General features: G+C 40.4%; 21 protein-coding genes and 2 pseudogenes. 5 read left to right on the top strand and 18 right to left on the bottom strand.

What is annotated here, in order from left to right; all coding sequences use genetic code 11:
• Positions 1 to 132: 132 nt before the first annotated feature.
• The 6 genes and pseudogenes from AC5JL8_RS17110 to AC5JL8_RS17085 form a co-directional block, all read right to left on the bottom strand.
• The gene (locus tag AC5JL8_RS17110) at positions 133 to 372 is read right to left on the bottom strand and encodes a hypothetical protein (protein ID WP_495880887.1); all 240 of its coding nucleotides are present in this window, start codon (positions 370 to 372) and stop codon (positions 133 to 135) included.
• Positions 373 to 624: 252 nt separating this feature from the next.
• Positions 625 to 1,203, bottom strand: a complete 579-nt coding sequence (locus AC5JL8_RS17105) for a Uma2 family endonuclease (protein WP_495880886.1) — start codon at positions 1,201 to 1,203, stop codon at positions 625 to 627.
• 65 nt (positions 1,204 to 1,268) lie between these two features.
• The gene (locus tag AC5JL8_RS17100; protein ID WP_495880885.1) at positions 1,269 to 2,156 is read right to left on the bottom strand and encodes a Rieske 2Fe-2S domain-containing protein; all 888 of its coding nucleotides are present in this window, start codon (positions 2,154 to 2,156) and stop codon (positions 1,269 to 1,271) included.
• Between the two features lie 98 nt (positions 2,157 to 2,254).
• Positions 2,255 to 2,509, bottom strand: a pseudogene (locus AC5JL8_RS17095) (DUF4332 domain-containing protein); the annotation flags it as partial.
• A 310-nt stretch (positions 2,510 to 2,819) separates the two neighbouring features.
• Positions 2,820 to 2,972 (bottom strand): hypothetical protein, encoded by a 153-nt coding sequence (locus tag AC5JL8_RS17090; protein ID WP_495880884.1) that lies wholly within the window; start codon positions 2,970 to 2,972, stop codon positions 2,820 to 2,822.
• An 813-nt stretch (positions 2,973 to 3,785) separates the two neighbouring features.
• Positions 3,786 to 4,190, bottom strand: coding sequence for a PPC domain-containing DNA-binding protein (locus AC5JL8_RS17085; RefSeq protein ID WP_495880883.1), 405 nt, complete (start codon positions 4,188 to 4,190; stop codon positions 3,786 to 3,788).
• A gap of 107 nt (positions 4,191 to 4,297) precedes the next feature.
• On the opposite strand from AC5JL8_RS17085, the gene AC5JL8_RS17080 reads away from it, so the two are divergent.
• The 3 genes from AC5JL8_RS17080 to AC5JL8_RS17070 all read left to right on the top strand — a co-directional run bounded on the left by AC5JL8_RS17080 (position 4,298) and on the right by AC5JL8_RS17070 (position 7,650).
• Positions 4,298 to 6,769: a dynamin family protein gene (locus AC5JL8_RS17080; protein ID WP_495880882.1), complete on the top strand. Its 2,472-nt coding sequence runs from the start codon at positions 4,298 to 4,300 to the stop codon at positions 6,767 to 6,769.
• 84 nt (positions 6,770 to 6,853) lie between these two features.
• Positions 6,854 to 7,267, top strand: coding sequence for a KGK domain-containing protein (locus AC5JL8_RS17075; RefSeq protein ID WP_495880881.1), 414 nt, complete (start codon positions 6,854 to 6,856; stop codon positions 7,265 to 7,267).
• A gap of 155 nt (positions 7,268 to 7,422) precedes the next feature.
• Positions 7,423 to 7,650, top strand: a complete 228-nt coding sequence (locus AC5JL8_RS17070; protein ID WP_495880893.1) for an HNH endonuclease — start codon at positions 7,423 to 7,425, stop codon at positions 7,648 to 7,650.
• A 465-nt stretch (positions 7,651 to 8,115) separates the two neighbouring features.
• On the opposite strand, the gene AC5JL8_RS17065 is transcribed toward AC5JL8_RS17070, so the two are convergent.
• From AC5JL8_RS17065 to AC5JL8_RS17025, 9 genes and pseudogenes are all read right to left on the bottom strand, one after another.
• Positions 8,116 to 8,844: a hypothetical protein gene (locus AC5JL8_RS17065; RefSeq protein ID WP_495880880.1), complete on the bottom strand. Its 729-nt coding sequence runs from the start codon at positions 8,842 to 8,844 to the stop codon at positions 8,116 to 8,118.
• A 40-nt stretch (positions 8,845 to 8,884) separates the two neighbouring features.
• Complete coding sequence (locus tag AC5JL8_RS17060) at positions 8,885 to 10,153, bottom strand: hypothetical protein (protein ID WP_495880892.1); 1,269 nt, start codon at positions 10,151 to 10,153, stop codon at positions 8,885 to 8,887.
• A gap of 756 nt (positions 10,154 to 10,909) precedes the next feature.
• Positions 10,910 to 11,497, bottom strand: a complete 588-nt coding sequence (locus tag AC5JL8_RS17055) for a nitroreductase family protein (protein ID WP_495880879.1) — start codon at positions 11,495 to 11,497, stop codon at positions 10,910 to 10,912.
• 526 nt (positions 11,498 to 12,023) lie between these two features.
• Positions 12,024 to 12,626: a cytochrome c oxidase subunit 3 gene (locus tag AC5JL8_RS17050; protein ID WP_495880878.1), complete on the bottom strand. Its 603-nt coding sequence runs from the start codon at positions 12,624 to 12,626 to the stop codon at positions 12,024 to 12,026.
• A gap of 207 nt (positions 12,627 to 12,833) precedes the next feature.
• Entirely contained in the window at positions 12,834 to 14,504 is a 1,671-nt protein-coding gene (gene ctaD, locus AC5JL8_RS17045; protein WP_495880877.1) for a cytochrome c oxidase subunit I, read from the bottom strand.
• A gap of 14 nt (positions 14,505 to 14,518) precedes the next feature.
• Complete coding sequence (locus AC5JL8_RS17040) at positions 14,519 to 15,436, bottom strand: cytochrome c oxidase subunit II (RefSeq protein ID WP_495880876.1); 918 nt, start codon at positions 15,434 to 15,436, stop codon at positions 14,519 to 14,521.
• A gap of 70 nt (positions 15,437 to 15,506) precedes the next feature.
• Positions 15,507 to 16,112: a DUF2231 domain-containing protein gene (locus AC5JL8_RS17035; protein ID WP_495880875.1), complete on the bottom strand. Its 606-nt coding sequence runs from the start codon at positions 16,110 to 16,112 to the stop codon at positions 15,507 to 15,509.
• Positions 16,109 to 16,609 carry a DUF2231 domain-containing protein gene (locus AC5JL8_RS17030; protein WP_495880874.1) on the bottom strand — a complete coding sequence of 167 codons (501 nt, stop codon included), beginning with the start codon at positions 16,607 to 16,609 and terminating at the stop codon, positions 16,109 to 16,111. Before AC5JL8_RS17030 ends, AC5JL8_RS17035 begins: the two co-directional genes overlap by 4 nt.
• Before the next feature lie 726 nt (positions 16,610 to 17,335).
• A pseudogene (locus AC5JL8_RS17025) lies at positions 17,336 to 17,520 on the bottom strand (IS701 family transposase); the annotation flags it as partial.
• Between the two features lie 617 nt (positions 17,521 to 18,137).
• Between AC5JL8_RS17025 and AC5JL8_RS17020 the strand changes: the two are divergent.
• The gene (locus AC5JL8_RS17020; protein WP_495880873.1) at positions 18,138 to 18,521 is read left to right on the top strand and encodes a hypothetical protein; all 384 of its coding nucleotides are present in this window, start codon (positions 18,138 to 18,140) and stop codon (positions 18,519 to 18,521) included.
• A 267-nt stretch (positions 18,522 to 18,788) separates the two neighbouring features.
• Here AC5JL8_RS17020 and AC5JL8_RS17015 read toward each other — a convergent pair whose 3' ends face one another.
• Together AC5JL8_RS17015 and AC5JL8_RS17010 are read right to left on the bottom strand one after the other, a co-directional pair.
• Positions 18,789 to 19,106, bottom strand: a complete 318-nt coding sequence (locus AC5JL8_RS17015; protein WP_495880872.1) for a hypothetical protein — start codon at positions 19,104 to 19,106, stop codon at positions 18,789 to 18,791.
• A 396-nt stretch (positions 19,107 to 19,502) separates the two neighbouring features.
• Positions 19,503 to 19,979, bottom strand: a complete 477-nt coding sequence (locus tag AC5JL8_RS17010; protein WP_495880871.1) for an orange carotenoid protein N-terminal domain-containing protein — start codon at positions 19,977 to 19,979, stop codon at positions 19,503 to 19,505.
• A gap of 220 nt (positions 19,980 to 20,199) precedes the next feature.
• On the opposite strand from AC5JL8_RS17010, the gene AC5JL8_RS17005 reads away from it, so the two are divergent.
• Positions 20,200 to 20,379, top strand: a complete 180-nt coding sequence (locus tag AC5JL8_RS17005; RefSeq protein WP_495880870.1) for a hypothetical protein — start codon at positions 20,200 to 20,202, stop codon at positions 20,377 to 20,379.
• Here the strand turns inward: AC5JL8_RS17005 and AC5JL8_RS17000 are convergent.
• Positions 20,351 to 21,895: a hybrid sensor histidine kinase/response regulator gene (locus tag AC5JL8_RS17000; RefSeq protein ID WP_495880869.1), complete on the bottom strand. Its 1,545-nt coding sequence runs from the start codon at positions 21,893 to 21,895 to the stop codon at positions 20,351 to 20,353. The two genes, AC5JL8_RS17005 and AC5JL8_RS17000, sit on opposite strands and share 29 nt — an antisense overlap.

Below are 21,895 nucleotides of genomic sequence, written 5' to 3'. Positions count from 1 at the left end.
TACCTTTCTTTGTTCCTTAGTATACCTGTACTAAATTTAGATGCGTTTGCCCTGGATGCGGTAAATGAGGAAAAAGGTGTAAATATGCTAAAATAGAGCCATTAAGCCGTCTTTATGGCTCCGGTTCAGCACTTAAGGATTGATGATTCGGTAGTAAATTGCGGCAACCAATAAAATTGCCAAAATAACTAAGATAAAAGCGTTGCGGAATATAGAGGGTAGTTCGTCTTTATCCGTGATTACATTATCTCGTTGCACCTGACTTATAGGCTCAACTTTCCTTGTTTTTTTGTGATTCTTGTAACCACCCGTGTTCTCTGTCAACGAAATAATATTTTCAGTTTTTGTTTGTTGCTGTTCTTTGGCTTTCATAAGATTTTCTGAATCCTTGTAGTTTTTCTGCTGTAAGTTTCCAAAGATTCATTAATAACTACATCATGCTTGGGAATTACCTTAGCTTGATGAGTAGTTATCCCAAAAGTTTAATTTGATATAAAGTTTATTTGTAATTGTAGTTACCTTATATCAATATGAACGCTGGCAGAATGACCTGCGTATTGTTACAACTGTGAGTTGCCCAGGTGTGCAATTAGACTGATATTTAAGTTTTTGCATATTCAAAATCTATGGGAAAATCTGCTGTAAATTTAAAATAAAACCGGGGAGAACATCTTCACCGGATAAACTTGTAGGAGATTGTAAAACTAATGGTGCTTGATTAGGACGATAAATTATTACTTGTTTATCTTTGGGATTAATTAACCAACCAAGTTGTAAGCCATTAGCTAAGTATTCCTGCATCTTGGCTTGAGTGTCTTCCACATCATCAGTTTCTGAAACCAATTCCACTGCAAAGTCAGGACACAAGGGGAGATATTTTTTTCTTTGTTGTGGTGTAAGAGCATCCCACCGTTCCATCTTTACCCAAGAAGCATCAGGAGAACGAGTTGCACCATTGGGAAGTTTAAAACCAGTGGAAGAATCAAAAGCTTTTCCGAAATTATTTTGACTGTTCCAAAGCCATAGTTGACCTAACAAATCAAAATTCCGGTTTCCTGTTTCTCCCCCAGTGGGTGACATAATTACTAATTCTCCTTCAGCAGTTAATTCCAGCCGCAGTTCTTGATTTACGGCAACAAGAAGTTCAAATTCCTCATCCGTAAATTTGAGATTAGGAGGTAATTGTAAAGTTAAAGCAGTCATAATTAATTCCACTCCACAGAAATGCTAGTTGCATCAAACCCATGCGCTGCCGATCCTCACCAGATCTAACTACGCCATCGAAGTGTTTTTTCTTTAATTGGGTTAACGAAAGAACGTCCCTGGGTTTGAGACCGAGCAAATTCTGCTTTCAATCTATAATACCAACGGGCTTGTGCATCGGCATCTCCAACTAAAGTTAAGGGTGGATTATATTTCAAGCCGATTTGTTGTTTAAGCAAAATTTCTCGATCTTGATTGAGAAAACTGCGTGTAAACCATAGCAACAATGGTTTGAAAATGGGAAACCACGGTAAGGTTGTGTAGAACAGAGTTGTTTCCTCTGTTTCAGTTTCGGAAATGGGAGTAATTGCTGTCAAGTTACAGACTATATGTTTATCGGTGGACACCCGCTCAATACGAATTCCCGGTAAACGGAATGAGATTTCGATCTGTGGATTGCGCCCAATCAAGCGATAGAAAAAGGTTTGTTGTTCTATTGGATGCTTTCGCATGGTAAAGCCGTACAAAGATGGTTCAAAGGTTTTGTCTACCTCCTTTAGTGTTTGAGGGGAACGCCACCACCACGCCTGGTGAACGAAAGCAATATGAGCGGGATCGATCAATCCCACCACGGCGTGATCGACATCACAGGGAAGGCGGATGGACTCAACGGCTTGGGGAGCTTGGTTGGCAAATTCAGGGATGAGAGGGATTTCTCCTAGCTCTAAAGAATTCTCATCATTTGACATATAAATCCAAATATTTCCTTGCGCCTCTTGTATTGGATAGCTTTTCGTTTCACTTCCTTTGGCAAAGATTGCGCCTGAGCGATCGCGACTAAAAACGATTAGCTCGTTCAAGAGGGTTTTTGCAAGTAATTGTCCAGGTTTTAGCTGTTTACTAGGTAACGCATAGTACCAAGTATTTCTTAAAAACAAAGGTATTTTAGCCATCTTAGAGTTAGGGTTAGGTTAAATTGTGGCACAAAAGGTTAAGTAGTTGTAGATCAAGCCAATTGACTCACCTACATCAGCTGTCGTGCTTCTTGAATTCATTGCGCCATCAGCCCAGAGTTACGATACAGCTGATTAGGTTGTTGCTGTATTGTTTGTGTTGTTATTACCTGGAAGCGTAAAATCCGCTTTTGGAGGTCATGCAGAGATACCTGAGCCAGTTGATTAACTGAGCAAATACCAACGTGAAGCAGCAACCCGTAGTACTGACAACCAACCGATGGTAGCCTTGAAAAATCTGCTAATGCAGTCGATTTATTAATATGCTGAATATGCATCTGCATTTGAGCAGCTAAGTTTTGTTTGAATGAATTGCCAACACCAAGCCTGCATCAAGAAAATAGAGATAAGTCTCTACTTGAAGATGATTAATTCTTGAAACTGTGTAGAACACTTCAGATGCAGGCCTCTGCTGCCTACACTGAAGAACTCAGGGGGGAGTGGTTTGATTTATTGTATTCGACAATAGAGTCGGGAATACCCGCAACAGCCATCTAGAGGCAGTGGAGAGTACCCCACAAGGCACTTTTGCCATCATTTTTGGGGTGTCTCACAAAAGTTATCATGTTTATGATATGCGATCGCAGTGATTATAGCTATAGTTCATATAGGATTCATATCTGATTTTTGAAATACACGTAGGGTGGACTTTGCAACTATTCGTGCAGAAAAGCAGGCGAATTCTAGTTCAGCTTTGGCGCGATCGCCCTTTGGGAGCATTGCATCTAACGAGTTTAGCCTGCGGTGGCTGCTCATAGTCTGTGTGAGCCATTCACCTACCAAGCGTTGTGCATACTGCCTTACTCTCCAATCAGTATGCTTACTGCCTCACTCTTGTTAACGGGTGCGGCTCTTTAGAGTGCGAATTACGCACTGGCAATTTTATTTAGATTAAGGCGCTAGGAGGAAACTTGAACGGGACAATTCTGAAGCGAGAGAGGTACTTAATGCTTCTCTTATATTAAATTTAGGGGTGTCCACTTTTCCAGTGTTGGCACCCTTTCTTTTTTATACTCAACTTATGTTAGGCGATCGCAAGCTTTCGGCTCAATGATATACCAAAATGAATGCGTGAATTACTCAAATGAAAAAGCAAACTGGAGTTTGAGAAAGTAAAAGCTTCTTTTGCTTGCGGAAAACACCAAAATGAGAAAGCAAAAGCTGCTTTTGAGAAAGTAAAAGCTGCTTTTGCTTGCGGAAAACACTAAAATGAGAAAGCAAAAGCTGCTTTTGAGAAAGTAAAAGCTTCTTTTGCTTGCGGAAAACACTAAAATGAGAAAGTAAAAGCTGCTTTTGAGAAAGTAAAAGCTGCTTTTGAGTAAGTAAAAGCTTCTTTTGCTTGCGGAAAACACCAAAATGAGAAAGTAAAAGCTGCTTTTGAGTAAGTCAAATGGCATTTTGAGTAAGCAATCAAGCATCGTTAGTTAATTCAATATAAATTTCAGTCTAGGCGATCGCAGCAGCCGTCAACAAATCATTAAAAATTCCGAAAAGGCTTGTGTAATCTGCGCGAATGTGTAAGTTCTAGCTTTATGTAGGGCGAGTAATGTCCAGTACTCTTGGCTGCGGCTAATTGAAACTCTGCATTTCAATTTCTAATTCTAGATAGCCTGTCTGCTCATCAAAACTCCTTTTAAAGGTAAACTCTTCACTAGCGCCAATCACTATTTCAGCAGTTGTATAGATTAGGCATCCATTATCAAGATGTCCACCAATAGTTTTACCTTGTTTGTCAGCGATCGCAATGTGTAAATGTACGCCTGTGGTTGCTATTGTTCCATTAAGAGTGAGTATTTCAAATTTATCGTTGAAAACTGTACTATTGTCTTGATTGGCAAAGCGAATTTTTGCCTGTTTTAAACTGCCAATTGCACTCAAGATAAACCCTGCTTTAATATCTTGCTGGATGGCAAATTGCTTTAGGCTTTGCCTTAAATCTTCATTTGGTTTGAGTCTAATAGCAAAGAGTTTCATTAGTTAGTTATTCTACATTAATACAAGGATACTTGAGCCGTATTTCTACTGTGGTTTTTTCATACTGCTTTGAATAATATATACAAATATATTATCAGGGTATAAATATGTCAGAGTTGCCACCACAGTGTCAAGATTTAAAACAACAAGTTGAATATATATTACAGCTTTTACAGCAAGAACCCACACTGCGTTCTTATGACATTACACCTGTGCAAACTTCGCTTGATAAAGCAATTTCTCCAAGATTTGAAATTGTGTTTGCAGGTGCGTTTAGTGCAGGTAAATCTATGCTGATTAACGCGCTACTAGAACGGGAATTGTTATACAGTGCAGAAGGACACGCTACTGGTACAGAATGCAAGATTGAGTATGCACCAGCTGCTCAAGAACGTGTTGTTTTAACATTTCTGAGTGAGGCAGAAATTCGAGAACAAGCTGTTGCTTTATGTCAAGAATTAGGATTTAAAACAGTAGCAAATATTAATCAAACTGATGTAATTGATTTACTTAGCCAAGGTTGCCAAGCTATCCTCCAGCAAGAGGGTGGAGAGAGTAAATCGGAACGTGCAAAACAAGCCAAGGCGTTACAGTTGTTGCTTGAAGGATATGTGGTAAATCGTCAACATATCCATACAGTTAATAATGCCACATATTCAATGGAGCAATTTAACTTTTCTAATCTCAAAGAAGCTGCTGGATATGCGCGCCGTGGTAGCAATAGCGCTGTTTTGAAGCGGATTGAATATTATTGCAACCATCCTCTATTGCAAGACGGTAACGTAATTATCGACACCCCAGGAATTGATGCGCCAGTAGAGAAGGATGCACAACTAACTTATGACAAAATTCAACATCCTGATACTTCAGCAGTGGTGTGTGTCTTAAAACCTGCTGCTGCGGGTGATATGACGAAGGAAGAAACAGAACTTTTGCAAACTATGCGAGGGAATAGCGGAATACGCGATCGCGTTTTCTATATTTTCAACCGCATTGATGAAACTTGGTACAATGCCCAGTTAAGGCAAAGGCTAGATGAATTAATTAATGGACAGTTTCGAGATAGTAACAGAGTTTATAAAACCAGTGGATTACTAGGTTTTTATGGCAGTCAAATTAAACAAACAACAACAAGCGATCGCTTTGGTTTAGATTCAATTTTTGCTGCAAGTGTTAAAGGTTTAGATGGTAGAGAGGAAACGCCTCAATTCGTTAGTGAATTTAATCGCTACTGTGTCAACTCTAGTAAATTATTAGCCAGTAGTTTCCGAATATCTGTTAATAATTTTGAAACTCCCAATCAAAACTATGTGCGGATTTTATCTGAACATGGAACACCTTTGATTAACCAACTAATTCAAGATAGTGGTATTGAAGAATTTAGAACTGCTATTACTCGCTACCTTACCGAAGAAAAACGCCCACAGCTTTTTCAAATTCTAGCTGATGATTTGGAAAATGTTTGTATTAACTTGAAAAAACATTATCAGTCAGTACAACGGGATTTATATAGTCAACCGCGAGAAATTGAAACTATGAAGTCCCAGGAATTACAACGCCTCAATCAGCAATTACAGCAAATAGGCAAAGACTTTAGCCAGCACATTACTGAAGAAGTTAACCAAATAATTAATAATGCTTGCGATATTTTTGAGGCAGATTTTCGCCATTTGCAATCACGGATGATTCGTCGTTTAGATGAGTTGCTAGATACATTTTCTGTCGCTGATGCTTATCGGCGTGCAACCCTTAGCCATCCTCGCAATGCGACTGCACCTCTACTTGCTATTTTAGTGGAAGCATTTTATTATTTAGCTAATCAGTTAGAAGATGTTTTAATCGAGTCTTGCCAGCAAATAATTGCTAATCTATTTCAACATTTAATAGACAAAATCCGCAAGTCAGAATATTATCGTCACTTGTATCGCTTGTTAGGTAATGATAGCGGTATTGAACAACAGATCAAAGAAGTAGAAAAGCTAGTTTCTCAAGCGCTGGTGAGTGCAGCAAGTGTAGAGTGCGATCGCTTTGTCAGAGAAAGCCCCAGATTTTATGAAGAAGGTACTTTTTCTATATATCAGTTTCGCCAGACTTTACAGCAAACTTCTCAAGGTTACGACTGCGAAAGCATGGTAGAAGCAGAACCAGCAATTAGACAGTTATTAAAGCTAGATTTTGAGCCGAAAGTTTCCCAAACCATTCGCAAATCTTTCCGCCAAACTATCAATCAAATCCTCAAAAATCAGTTATTAGCAATGGCTGAACATCAAGCAGATGAAATAGTACAACAGTATCCCAATGCGCGGACTTATTTAGAGAAAACTTTAGAACAAGAAGCTGAAGAAAAAATCATTAATAATCAACGTTTGCTAAATGCAGTTGAGCAAAAAATAACAAAATACAATGCATCGGTCAATAGTATCAATGATTGTCTACATATAATGCATTCATCAGATTATTTATTACCTGTGATTGCTGAATATGACTCGGAATATTTTGTTAATAATATGGTAGATAATAAGTATATACCTTCAAATGGTTTATCAAATGCTCTGATAGAGGATTTAAATTGTATTTAACTTAACTAGCTTAATTGTCCATAATTGTAGGGTGGTACAGCCCACCTTACAAACTAAATAATTTTTACATACATATAGGATGATATGGAAGATAGATTCAAACTATTAGAGTGCAATGATAATGATGTTTTTTCATTTCCTGGTGATGTGACATCAAAAGTAGGTAGTTTTAAAGAAAAAGTTCGTAAAGCATTCGGTAAAACAGCCGGATCTCAATTTACTAATGAATTAATTGCTCAAAAGGTAAATATAGATGCTAGTAAATTGCATCCAAATGGCGCTGCTGGAACTTTTGAGGGTTGGTTTAATGAAGGGATAAATTATGAACTTCTTACTTTGGGTTCTCAAAGCTGGAAGAAAGGAAAAATTAAAATTAACATCAACGTTGAATTTTTCGTTGAAGAAGACGAAAACCTAGAAATAGTAAATAATAATGATTCAGGAATTTCTGAGTTTGAATCACCACTTGATGACCTGAAACGCATGATTAACCAATAAACTTAATTCAGGTGATAGACAAAGTACTGCGATCGCAGATAACTTAATTAAGTTTGCTAATTTATTTGTTTGTGCAATCAAGCTTTAAATTAGGCAAATATTTACATGACTAAATTATCAATAGTTCTTTAAATATTCATGAATAAACCCCCCGCATTCGCATCCCACCGCAAGTAAAAACATATGTCTTTCAACGCGACAAATATCAATGCCAAAGCTGTGGTAAGACAACTTTAGAAACTGACCTTACCATCGACCATATTATTCCTCTTGCCCGTGGCGGTCAAAATGATATCAGTAACCTACAGACTCTTTGCTATACTTGCAATCAGCAAAAAAAAGACCACATTGACTCTCGTTTCAGACGCCACTTTGATTCTTAATATAAAAATCCTAAATCATTTAGAAAAAATTTTAATTAGTGTAGGGTGGGCAATGCCTACCCTACAACGTGTATGTCAAAAAGAAAATTTTGAAAAAAGAATGCGACAAAATGTTGTGCCCTTACGAATAATTTATATGTCGCAAACATTATTTGAATTGGTATAAGCCTCTCTCTGCTTTGGAGAGGGTTTCTTTAGAATCTGTCGAACTCATATTAAAGTCGAATTTTGTAGATAAAAAAGAACCATGTCTTCTATATAGAGACATGGCAAACTTTAAGAGTATTTACTTATTTTAGTAGATGTTTAATAAGATTTAGTCTTATTTAAGCGCATCTCTTAATCGCTTGAGTAACTTGGCCAATTCAAAAAATTATGGAGCTTTTGGCCTGCTTTCTAGCACAATTTTGTTGTAAGCATTGATAGCAGCATCAGCATTGAGTCTGTTGAAACTAACTTTAGCTATTAGCGTTTAGATTCATCCCAAGCTTTGATTGCAGCCCTTAGTTCCTTAAGAAACTTACTCATCTCCATAAATTGTGGATCTTTTGTAAGTTTCTGGAGAGTTTCGGGACTGCTTTCTAGCACAATTTTGTTGTAAGCATTGATAGCAGCATTTAGCTGAACGATACTCACATATGGTGTTTCGCTATTTTGCCCTTTTGGGATTTCACTGTTTTGGGCAATAGCAGTACCTCCTGCTAAATTTTTAGTACTTGCTAGTAACTGCATTAGGTTTGAACTACCAACAGACAGACATGGTGTTGTTGATAAGGGAGAGACATATAGAATAGATAGTGCATTGATGAGCGCTTTCACAGATGCTTGGGAAGTACCTAAATTTTCAAAAGCAGTCTGTAACTGAGATGCTGCTGCACAGGAATTTGTCCCCCTAAGTAAGAGGACGGCAAGAAGACCATCTGGGTTATCGGGGGATGGGCCGTTGCTAGTCAGCTTTCTAGCTATGTTATTAAGATGTTCCTGAACTTCTTGCGGGGCAATAAGTTGGTTAATTGGATCATTGGGTGATCTATTAAATCGAGGGCGGAAACTACCACCAGATGAACTTGATGAATCTACACTACTTCCTTGATTAACCAATCGGCCAGCGTTCGCTCTGGTAGGTACAACTATCAGAGAAGTTAATAACATAAATACGAGGCCAAGACTTAAGGAAGATTTTGACTTTTTCATGGCTTTTATCTCCAATTTAATCAGTGAGAAAATGCAGAACTTAAAACTCGAAAATATATCCCACATTTACAGCAAAGCCAAGACCGTTCTCAAAATTGCTAGTCACATCTGTAAAAATAGTGTTGACAACTAGAGGTGTCTTTCTAAAAGGAGTAAAGGATGCACCCATGTTCAGAGCATTCCCAGTCCAGCTACTTACTAGAGATACTTGAGATGCAACCCGTAAACCTGCGCTACCGAAAACATTTACAGAATTATCACCCCTTCTGAGCGCACCTAAAGAGCTAAAATCGCCAGTGCCAATACCCACCGATAAAGTTAGAGGTAATTTGTTACCTTCATTATTTGGTTGTAAGTCAAATGCTTTAGTAACTACTCCGTAAAAAGTTTCTTTATCGTTGCCAGCATCTCCCCATTTAATTGGGTTGTACCAACCAAGTGCTACGGCTGTACCATCAGTAAAGTATTTATGTAGTTTTAGCCCAATAGCGCCACTCTCGCCAAAGTCTCCACCGAAGCTTTGTCCGCCTACACTAATAACGTTGAAATCGAATTCTAGCCCTACAGATTTAACTGCATCTCCTACACCAAAGCCAAAAATTAGGGAACCGTCAACTTTACCTTTATCTAGCGGGAAATATACTCCTCCACCAATAAAGGCTTGACGCCAACTTGCACCATATCCAGTAGGAGTACCAGCACTAGAACCAGGCGCTATTGTTAGAGGTTCCTGTAGCGTAACAATGGGTTCAATCAAAAGTTCTTGGCGTAATCTATTGGTTTCTCCTAAGGTGTCACCTACAACACCAGAAGAATCTGTTTGAGCAATTAGCTGGGGTTGCTTTTGCTCGATTATGGTTTCAGCCTTTTTGGTTGTAACCAATTTTTGGGCTAAGTCTGCATCTGGTTTTGCTGTCTGTCGGGATAGGAAGTTTACATCTGTCCGTTTAAACAATTTTTGCTCTAAAGCTGCTGCTGGTTTTGCCACCCTCGCAAAAGTAGCAGAAGATTTTTGTGGCGCTGGGAAAGAACTAAATTCAACGCTGGGATTGTGATTTTCCACAGTCACTTGTCCCCAGCCCAAATCTTGTCCTGCCAAAATTTCAGAACTAGCATAATCCTCAAATGGGGTTTGCGAAGAACTGAATTCACTGCTGGGATTGCCAGCTACCAACTTATCCTCAGCAGCAGCGGGATTCGCTGACATAGCCATAGTCAGCAGAAGGCTTGCTACGGCAGTTCTTCCTAAACCCAAGAAAATATACCGCACCCAATTGGGTACTAATATACTTAAACTTTTTTCTCTCATCACGGCATTTTCCTCACACGTTGAAAAAAATATAACATCATATTTGGAATATGCATCCCAAATTAAAGTATTGATAAATACAGGAAAAATAAAATTTTTAATTTATTTCCTAGAGATATAAAAGCCTAAACAGCTTCTAATGCGGCAATATCAAGATTAGACATAACGATCACGAACCTTCATGCTGAGAAAAATGAGGTTATTTAATATTCTTTGCTGTCCAAATTACCCTGTACTACTACCAATAGTGATTACCCGGTAGATATGCATACAAATAATCACATGCTGGAATACCCTGTGACAAAACTGTGTTGAATTTAGCATCCTTACGGGTGAAGAGTTTAAGCAACCCGTAGATCTCGGTAGATGATCCGTCCTAATGCGTAAATGCAGCTTTGTGGACAGCCGTGGAATTTACTATTCAGTTATAGTCGCAAAATTTTAGAACGCCAAATATCTTTAAAAATAGCTGAAATACCTACAATCCTGTTGTAGGGCATTTTTACCCTATCTTTAAATATTGGGCAATAGCGATATCTTCAGGCTAACCAACCCGGTTTAGAAGCTTATTTATTAAGTAACTTCAACAAGCGTGCGATCGCAAATAGAACCCGTGAAAGCATTGTAAATTTAATACCTCTAAACCCCCAACCTTCTTCCTTTGAAGGAAGGGTTAGGAATTTTATGCAAACATAGAAAAAATTGGACTTACAGAAAGTGTAATGTCACTCATGTAAAGACAGGAACGTCTAGATTTTAATTTTTTCCCCAAGTTCCGGTGAACACAAACGTTTGTTGGGGTTTTCGTTGACGGGGAGCCAACTCACGTTGTTGGTATTGTTCAGGTAAAGTTTGAAGATCGCCTGGATATCCAACTGCGATCGCAGCTACTGGTTCATACCCCTCTGGAATACTATACAACTCCCTTGCCTTAGACACATCAAATCCTGCCATCTGGTGAACGAACAAACCTAAGGCAGTTGCTTGAATTGTTAGACTGCAAACTGCGGCCCCTACATCGTGAAAAGCATGACGATTTTCTTTGCCATTTTTCTCAAAATGTAATTTTGCTACCGAAATCATCAGAACGGGAGCGTTTTTTGCCCATACTTGATTTCCTTCTGCTAGACAACTAAGCAGACGATTGAATTCTTCTGCATTGTCCTGAGTGGCAAAAATAAAATGCCAAGGCTGCTCATTATAGGAAGAAGCCGCCCAACGAGCTGCTTCAAACAAACTGCTAAGGGTTTCTGGCTCAATGCGTTTTTCTGAAAATGCCAGAGGACTCCAGCGTTGTTGCAGCAAAGGATCAATTGGATACTGAGAATTAGCAGATTTTTCCATGATTATCTAAGCTTAATAACGATTTGTATTCCAGACAGGCTGGACAAGATAAAGCACTTACCTGTATGTATTTAAAGATAATGCCTGTAATTATGCAGATGTTGAAATACAAGTTAACTTTTGCCAACAGTTACATTCCAAGCACATTCGGCCACAGTATTTTCTAGCAGAAAATAGATGCTGTAATAGTATAAAAAATTATATTAAGTCTTCACTTTGGTGCATTTTGGGGAGCTTATGTGGAGTAATTTCAAAGTATTTTTATTTTCTTGCATTGTTATGAAAGTATCGCCCCTTCCTTTGTGCGAAGGGGCGATTATCCTTTAAAACAGAAGAGGTCAGTTTTTTTCTATGCCTAACTGATATCATGTCCGTTTAAATAACCGTCATTGCGACCGAAGGAAAGCAATCCCAAAAACTTTGCGATTGCGTCGTTTCACTTCGTTCCACTCGCAATGACATATTCAGGGTGATTTGCCGGACATCATATGAGTCATCTGGATTTTCCTCTCAATTACCTGAGTATTCACTGCCAGATATAGATAAGAATAAACAGAACAATCCAGATGACATCAACGAAGTGCCAGAACAACGAAGTTGCATTCACACCGAAGTGGCCTGAGTCGTAGTTACCGGGGATGAAAGAGCGGACAAAAATAATCAACTGCAACAGGATGCCACTTAATACGTGCAAGCCGTGAAAGCCTGTTAGCAGGTAGAACATCCCACCGAATGTTCCTGACGTGAAACCAAAGGCGAGACCTTTCCATTCAATCGCTTGCCCTACTAAAAAGTAGCTTCCCATAGCCATTGTTGCTAAGAGAAACAAACGAAATTTCATTAAATCGTGACGCTGAAGAGCGCGTTCTGCCAGATAAATAACAAAGCTACTAGCAACAAGAATCACTGTATTAATTGCAGGTTCCTTAACTTCTAGCCCAGAAACTCCAGCGGGTAGCCAGTTAGGAGTCGTTGTTTTATAGACAATATATCCAGCAAAAAAACTCAGGAAAATGACGCTTTCTGACAGTAGGAAGACAATAAAGCCAAACATTTTATTGCCTTCTTCGTCATGAGTATGCTCACCACCTGTGTGATGTAACTCCCCAGAAGTGAGATAACTATCCATTGCTTAAATTCTCCTTGATCTTGCAGAAGAAGCTTGAGTGATAGGTAATTGAGATGAAGGAGGAGGGAAAAGAATCAACGAACCGCAGAGGAGCCAGTGCGTTGCGGAGGACACTGCGTTGGGCGGCTTCGCCGACTTGAAGCAAGTGCCGGTTGAGGTTCCCTCAGCTAAACTCTGCGTACCTCTGCGTTTAAAAATTTACTTTCCTCATTTCCTCTCAGGAATAGCATCAGCAATTAACGGTTCAGACTTGCCGTAGCCGTAGGGTTCGCTGATAACGATAGGAATTTCTTCAAAGTTCTCTACTGGAGGTGGTGAAGAAACCAACCATTCCAACCCAATTGCCCGCCAAGGATTATCAGGTGCTTTCTCACCATGCATCCAGGAAACTATCATGTTGAAAATGAAAGGCAAGGTAGACATTCCTAAGAAGAACGAGCCGAGACTAGCGATGATATTCCAGAATTCGTACTCTGGGGCGTAGGAAGAGACGCGACGTAACATTCCCTGCAATCCTAATGGGTGCATTGGTAAAAAGTTGATGTTAGTACCAATAAAGGCCAACCAGAAGTGCAACTTGCCCCAACCTTCGTAGTACATCCGCCCGGTCATTTTGGGGAACCAGTGGTAGAAGGCTGCATACAAGCCCATCGTCACGGTACCGTAGAGTACATAGTGGAAGTGACCAACCACAAAATATGTATTGTTAACGTGAACATCAACAGGCACAGAAGAAAGCATGATGCCTGTGATGCCTGCGAAGACAAACATGATTAGTCCACCCAGAGCAAATAGCATTGGTGTAGTCAGCCGCAGTTTACCGCCCCAAATTGTCGCCACCCAAGCAAATACCTTAATGCCAGTGGGTACAGACACACACATTGTGGTCAGCATGAAAATCATCCGCATCCAGCCAGGTGTACCGCTGACATACATATGGTGTACCCAAACGATACCGCTAACTACCGCAATTAAGATTGATGAAATAGCAACTACTTTGTAACCAAATAAAGGTTTGCGGCTATAAACTGGGAAGATTTCTGAGAATATGCCAAAGATAGGCAGAATAATCACATAAACGGCAGGGTGGGAGTAGAACCAGAAGTAGTGCTGAAACATGACTGGATTCCCGCCTTTGCTGGGGTCAAAAAAGGCAGTGCCAGCAGTGAGGTCAAGTAGCAGCATTACTGCGCCAGCGGTCAAGGCAGGTAGTCCGAAGAGTTGGATAATTTGGGCACTAAATACTGCCCAAACAAACAGGGGCATACGGAAGAAGGTCATGCCTGGTGCCCGCATTTTAACGATTGTGGTGACAAAGTTGACTGCCCCCATAATCGAGGAGACGCCAGATACTGCGACTGCTAGTAACCAGAGAACTTGACCATTAATCAAATTACCTGTGGGGTTTTGCAGACTGACAGGTGGGTAAGCCCACCAACCTGCTTGGGCTGGGCCACCTGGAACAAAAAAGCTGGCCATTAAAAGAATCCCGACTACTGGAACCATCCAGAAGGCGACGGCGTTGAGGCGGGGAAATGCCATATCTCGTGCGCCAATCATCAATGGCACTAGATAGTTGGCAAAACCAACGAGTGAGGGAAATGTCCACAAAAACAGCATCACTGTGCCGTGCATGGTGAACATACCGTTGTAGACGGTGCGGTCTATGAGGTCTGATTCGGGCGTAATCAGTTCTCCTCGCAGTACCATTGCAAAGATACCGCCGACCAGAAAGAAGAGGAATGAGGTTACAAGGTATTGAATACCAATAACCTTGTGGTCAGTGCTAAAGCTAAAGTATCGCTTCCAGTCACCTGGGGATTCGTGGTGGGGCTTCCCACTAGGGAGGCTGATGCCTTCAATAGGGATATTTGTCATCGGTTAGTTTCCTTTCAACCAGGAGAATTGACTAGAGGTGCTGACCCAGGCGCTACTGTAGTCCAACCAGTTTTGACTGACTGATTGGATGCTTGGGCATACTCATAAGCTGCTTGATTATTAGCTGGAGATGGCTTTTGGGTCGCTGCTTGGGCAAGCCACTGGTGGTAATCTTCGGGAGATTCGACCACCACATCTGCGTGCATCGTTGCAAAGTATGTGCCGCTAAATTGAGAATCGGTCAGTTGGTATTTGCCAGTGCGAATCGGAGTGAACTCAAAGTCAATCTTGTGGTTGGGAATAATATCTTGTTTGAGCCGGAAAGCAGGAATGTAAAAGCCGTGGAGAACGTCCTCAGATTGCAGTGCCAAGCGCACGCGGCGATCGCTTGGTAGGTGCAGTTCGGTACTGGTAACATCTCTTTCTGGATAATGGAATACCCATGCCCACTGTTTAGCAACTACGTCGATGTTTTCAGCCGGAGATATCCCCGCGTCTTGGATAGGTGCTGCATAGGCCGATTCCATACCCATTGGATTATGCAGGTGAACAAGTTCCATCGGGCCTTGAATGCCCATTTTTTCGTAGACTTGGTAGCTATAACCTGCAATCCAAAATACTAGCAGGATGGGGATTGCTGTCCAGATAACTTCTACTGCTACATTACCTTCAATTGCCGGGCCATCGCTGAAATCATCTTTGATTGCCCGATGGAAGATTACAGAATACATGAGAGTGCTAGTTACTCCCAGGAAAATGAACGCGCCCAGCGTCACTAAGAAGCTGATCAAATCATCAATTAGCTGGGATTCAGCCGCCGCTTGTGGAGGAAGCCAGAAATAAGCCTGCTTACCTATCCATATACTAGTAACAGTCACGGCGATCGCGCCTGTTATCAGTGTCAAAATATTTAAAATCTTCTGGAGTTTCATGGTTATTAGCCAGTAATGAAGTGCTAAGTATAGTTGTCTCCCCCAATGCCCAATGCCCCATGCCCTCTTGTTACTTAAGCATTGTGTTGAGGTCTTTGCCCATTCGCAGCAAACTATCTGCTGTATTGTGTACACCAAACTCGGTAGCCAATTGCGCCCCCAAGGTTCCGTGGACGTACATAATAAACATGACTGCTAGACCTGTAAGTAGGTAACCCCATTGCACTTGCCTATCTGCATCTCTGCACACAACGAAGCGCTGAAATCCTCTCCAGGCAGTCATGCCGATAATTATCGCTAATAACAAAACACCACCGACACCATGCCAAAGCATGGTATCCATTGCTTGCAATCCCCAAGCGCTTTTCACGTCAGTTGGTGGCTGTGCCAGCATCATTTCGTAAAAGCCAGCCCCTACTGTGAAAAAGGTAATAACGGATGAAGCTACCATGTTGTACCAGCCAACATCAAAGAAGTTGGTACGTTCAACAGAAATCGCCAAAAACTTGAACACCCATTTTTGGAAAGGGAATAGTGCCCCAACGATATCAAAAGTAATGCCAATAATGAACAGGCCTAGAGTGAGATGGACTAAGTTAGGATGAATCGGAATGCTGTAAGGCAAACCGTTTGGGCCTAGTTGTCCGCTCAATTGGTTAATTAGTTCTGAATTCATGGCAAAATACCTTCTTTGAGCGCTTCAACCACTGGTACTGTGTGGAGTCCATATACCCAAACCAGTTCATCACCAAGGTATACTTGCAAGCCAACTATTGCTGTTAAAATTAGCCCTGCTCCCAGATAATAAATCGATATTCTCTGTGGGTCGCGGGCACGAATTACATAACGCCAAGCTGTAATTGCTGCGATGATTCCTGACAACGACCAACCTATGAACGTATGCACGTTTAGCACTGATTTAGCTATTTCGTAAGGTTGTGCTAAACCTGCTTCAAACTGCCCAAAAATGATGGCTACAAATATAGAAATTGTAGCAATGAACATATTCCACCAACTCACCTCAAATAACCGGGAGTTGCGGGTAAAATAGCCAATTACATCACAGCAGAAGGCGAACAACACCATCGCAATTACGAAGTGGACAACGATGGGATGAATCGTATCGGGATACGGTAAATTGTGGTCGTTTAGATTTGTAAGATACTCAAACACGGTATTCTCCTAAGCATATCTGCTGTACCTCAAAAAAACTTCGATAATTGATAACCAAAAACTCTCACTACAAACTATCTACCAATTACCGGAACATATAAATACATATACTTGGGGCGATATCCGGTTGTTTAAATATCAGGGCTATGGTAGAAAAGCTGCGTGAATTGGGTTCAATCTTTAGCGAAGGATTTTAGTTTTAATTCATTGCTTCATGCTGATGTTCTGAGATAGCGACTCTTAATGTTTACCAAAGAAAATCGCCGTTTTTCCTTTGATTGGTTTGACCTATCTTTTAGCTTAAGGATTTTTTTAGTAGTTGTCAAAAGAGCCGAAATCAAAAAAAATAGGAGTAGTTTTTTTATCAAAAAAGGGTTTTTTGAAATGTATCAAACTTAGCAGCTTCAAAAAACTTAAATGTAACCGTACAGCTTTTTATTAATTTAATTACGTTTTGAAACAATTAAATTGTAGTTTTAATTACAAATCTTCTGAATTGAACTTGTCTAGAGTAATCGTACTCAATAAATAGTTAGCTTTTATAAATTTCTAGGACTTAGCCTCAATGTTTATGAAAGAAGCTTCTAATATTCATAACAATATGTAGATAAAAAATATATCCTTCAATAGAATTATTTAGCAATTAATTTTAGGTGACTGTGAGGTTTATCAATTACCCTATCGTTTCGCCTAACCGCCTACTAAATTGATGTACGGCTTGATTTATTCAAATAAATCTTTGGGTTCGTATCGTTCATGCAGCAAAAAATCTATTGACGCTATCATGAGATAAATCTTCCATAATTTCTGCCAAACGTGTGCAGCCTGGATATTTTGATTTTGCCAGTAGAAACAACGTATAAGTATCCAAGTCACCTCCGCACTGTTGATGTCTTAGTAATCGCTCTAATCGCCCGAACCCTAAATACAGACAGGTAAGTTATCTGTTTTTCACGCCTCTAGTAACTAGCGATCGCCTACAACACTGCGCTCCGCGCAATCGCTTGTTTTTCGCATTTTTATGCACGTATTGCTTTTATTGTCAATACGTAATAACGGTTTTAAGGGCATTCATTTGTCAAGTGGATAAATAATTTGGCAATTGACATCCTACGGCTACAAAAACGAGCATAGTCATGTTTTCGTAGCTGTGCGATGAGTTAAAGAAAGCTATGCCTATCCACAAGCTGTTTTGCCTCTACGCACCTGATCGCCATTAAAGTATTCATTGTTACTTGCTATGCACAAGGAATTAAAGAAACCTAGCTTTTTCATAAGCAAGCTATGACTTCTGCTAGAGGGATAATTACTTTTTTCCAGTTAATCTTGATTTGTACTCAAAATAGTCAATTGGCTGGAAAATAGGTTAGATTTTACCAGTTTTCACCACTAACCTATTACTCCATTTGTCAGGTTATTTACAGCTAGAACCTAATTTCGGTTTCTAATGAAAGTAGCCGAATTTGGCGACAGCTAATGAATCCTGTAACTGTGAAAAAAATCAAGAATGAACCATTGGAGTATTGGAATGAAAAATTTGTTTTCTCAAGCGATCGCTCATATCAGTTCCCTGTTTAATGGACTGCAAGCAAAGCGCTTCTTGGCTGTTGTCCTAGTTGGTTTTCTCGTGCTGACGACAAATATTAATTCTGGACGCGATGACAAAGCCTTGCGTGAAACTGTCCGCGAACGAGTAGAACAGAATGATGCTCAAAGACCAAAAACAACAGGGCAATGGAATAGAGAAGCTCGTGAAACTGAAGACTCTCCTGGTGAACGGCTTCAGAAGATTGGCAAAGAATCAGCAGAAGCTTTCAAAGAATTTGGCTCAGGCTACGCAGAGGGTGCTAATAAAACTGCTGGTGACGTAAAAGAAGGTGCAGCAAAAGCAGCCGACAATATCTCCAGATAAGAAGTACGACACTGGCATTGAGTACTAGTACTAGCGATAGTTGCAATCTGCAATCGCACATGAATTTCTGAGTGCTTGCTTAAATCCTTAAATCTGCGCTGGGTAGACCCAGTGCAGATTTATAGTTTATAGATGTAATATGATGTCCGGCAAATCACCCTGAATATGTCATTGCGAGTGGAACGAAGTCAAACGACGCAATCGCAAAGTTTTTGGGATTGCTTCCCTTCGGTCGCAATGACGGTTATTTAAACGGACATGATATAATTAGGAATGGAAATCGGCAATCATGACTACTTCAAGTATTAGGAGTAACCCTAGCACAATCCAAGAAATCAGATTGCAAAGTTTTCTAGCTCTACCATGCTGACTTTTCCTAACAACCCAAGCCCAAATTTGCAAGATTGAAGCTAGAAGCAACCATCCGAAGAGAAGAAAGAAACCAGGGCCAGGGCCATAAAGAAAAAATCCAGTCCAATCCAACGGTTTTACCCCAGGTGCCATACCTAGAAGAATCAGGTAAAGGATAAGAATTCCACTAATGGCAGCGAGGATAAAAAACAAGAGCAGAGTGCCTAGATTCATTGGTGGTGCAATTCAAAGCTGTAATTGCAGAGAATGCCAGTAACTATTTAGTTAATTGGCGACTTTGTACAGCTATATACTATACCGTATACTGATTGCGGGGTTATTACTACGTTGGCTAGGTGCGATCGCAATCATGTCGTAGTGGTTAATGAATAATACAGAGGTGATCGCCCTACAGCCCTTCGGGCATCCTACGGCAGGCGCTGCGCTGAGTCCCGAAGGGACACGCTACGCGAACGCGCAATCGCGCATCGATAAGGTTAGTTAGACTCTTATAAAGCAAAATAGTGGCACTACTAAAAAGTTCTGTGAAGCTTTTTAGTAGTGCCAAATAATTTTCTTACACAAATCTAGCGCTAACAGCTAGAGCAAACGGTGCGTTACAGCAAAGGCTTAAACTCTCTTGCCTTCTTGCTTGGCTGTACCCATATCAACCACAGCACTACGCATAAAGTTAATCCGTTGCTCAAATTCCAGCTGCTTGATGCGGTTTACAAAGTCATTGGTGGATTCAGGCAGTTTGTAGTCGGAGGAAACTTGGATGACATTGCCCTGTTCCATACCCTGTGCTAGCAGTAGCCACACTTCCAGCCTGGCGCTGGATGCAAGAGCGTTGTAGGTTTGGGTAAAGGAGGATTCGTTACCACTGACAATATCTCGTTGTGCTTGCAGTTGTTGCTCTTGAGGCAAGGCAGCAATCTGGTCATATAGGGTAGTTGCAGGCTGAGTTACAGAGAAACCAGGGTCGGGATTGAGTTGCTCTTTGAGATCCAGATAGCCGTACCAAAGCAGACCAAGCTGGGTGTCGGCATCGAAGCGACGAAACTCATTTACAGCTTCTGTGGTGGTGTTATCGGTTGCGTAGGTCATAAAATTTTCCTAACTCTAAATTGCGTTGGATGAAGGGAGGAATCTCCTCTCCTTCAAATAAGTTAATAAATACATTCGGTAAGTTAACCCTGCATTTGATAGAGATAGGATTCACACCTAGAGACTGATGCAGCTTCAATAACTACTTACTAGGTATCGTTACAATGATTATGATTGCGGAAATTCTTCGCTAACGCCGATTACGATCGCTGAAGCAACCTTGATCTCAGTCCACAAACAACGACCCAATAAAGTACTGATGGTTACTGGCGATCGCGTCTTGCAGATAACTCTACACATAACTGATGCGATCGCCTTTGGTACGTTAACAAGCCAGTCTGACAGTGTTAAAGTGCGCCATCATCTAACGGTTATCCACAATGAGTCCTATCTAGATTAGTTAATTTTGAAGCGGCAAGTTCTGGCGATCGTTGTTGCACAGGAATGGTAATAGTAAACTCTGCTCCCTGTCCAGGTGCTGAAATACATTGCATCTGCCCTCTATGTTTAGAGACAATTTGATAACTAATGCTTAATCCCAAACCTGTACCTTTGCCAACAGGCTTTGTAGTAAAAAAGGGATCAAAAAGATGTTGCAAAACATCTTTAGTCATTCCCGGCCCATTATCTGCAATTTGAATAGAAACAAAATCATTGTCAACGATTGTAGTGCGAATCCGAATCTGGCTACGACAAGACTGAGCATTTTTAATCAGCGGCTCTTTTTCATACTCTTCTAAAGCATCAATTGCATTAGCAATCAAATTCATAAATACTTGATTGAGTTGTCCGGCATAACACTCTACTAACGGCAAATTTCCATATTCTTTTACTAGTTCAATACTTGTATGATTTGTAGTAGCTCTCAGTCGATTATGCAAAATTAAAAGTGTACTATCTAAGCCTTCGTGTATATCAACTGGCTTCATTTCCGCTTCATCTATACGAGAAAAGTTCCGCAATGACCGAATAATTTCGCGGATGCGATCAGCGCCAATCTTCATTGAAGATAACAGCTTCGGCAAGTCTTTAATCACAAATTTTAAATCCATTGCCTCTGCCTGCTCCTCAATTTCTAGCGATGGAGAAGGAGTATTTTTGCCATACAAATGCAAGAGGTAAAGCAAATCTTGAGTATATTGACTTGCGTGATTTAAATTTCCATAGATAAAGTTAACTGGATTATTAATTTCATGGGCAACCCCTGCCACTAGTTGTCCAAGACTAGACATTTTCTCACTTTGTACTAACTGGCTTTGAGTGTCTTGCAGTTGGCGAAAAGCAATTTCTAGATGATTGGCTTGTTCTCGATAACGAGTTTCTGATAGCTGTAAGGCTTGTTCTGTTACAATCCGCTCTTGGACTTCCTGTTTCAGCTGTTGATTTGCTTGTTGAAGTTCAGCAGTTCTTGCATCCACTCGTTTTTCTAATTCAGCAGTTAATTGTAAAAGTGCTTGCTCTGCGTTCCGGCGCTCTTGAATCTCTTGTTCTAAACGCAGAGAATGCTGTTGTAGTGTTTTTGTCAAGTTTCGCAGGTGTAGATGAATATTGACACGAGCTAAAACTTCTTCATGCTGCAATGGTTTAGTAATGTAGTCTACCGCCCCAAGATTCAATCCTTTTACCTTATCTACTGTTTCCGACAGTGCAGTCATGAAAATTACGGGAATATCTTTTGTACTTTCCTTAGCTTTTAAATGACGGCAAGTTTCAAAGCCATCCATTCCAGGCATAATCACATCTAACAAGATTAAATCAGGTAAAGCATACTCCACCTGTTCAATCGCATCTTCACCATCTTGAGCAACTAAAACTTGGAACCCTAGATCTGCTAGAAAATCGAATAGGACTCCTAAATTAGTAGGAGTATCATCAACAATTAAGATAACGTTGTTTTCAGAGTTTTCCTGGTTCAT

This window comes from Mojavia sp. (genome assembly GCF_059505145.1).
Note: the sequence above shows the minus strand (reverse complement) of the source record. Positions and strands in the feature narration are given on the sequence as shown.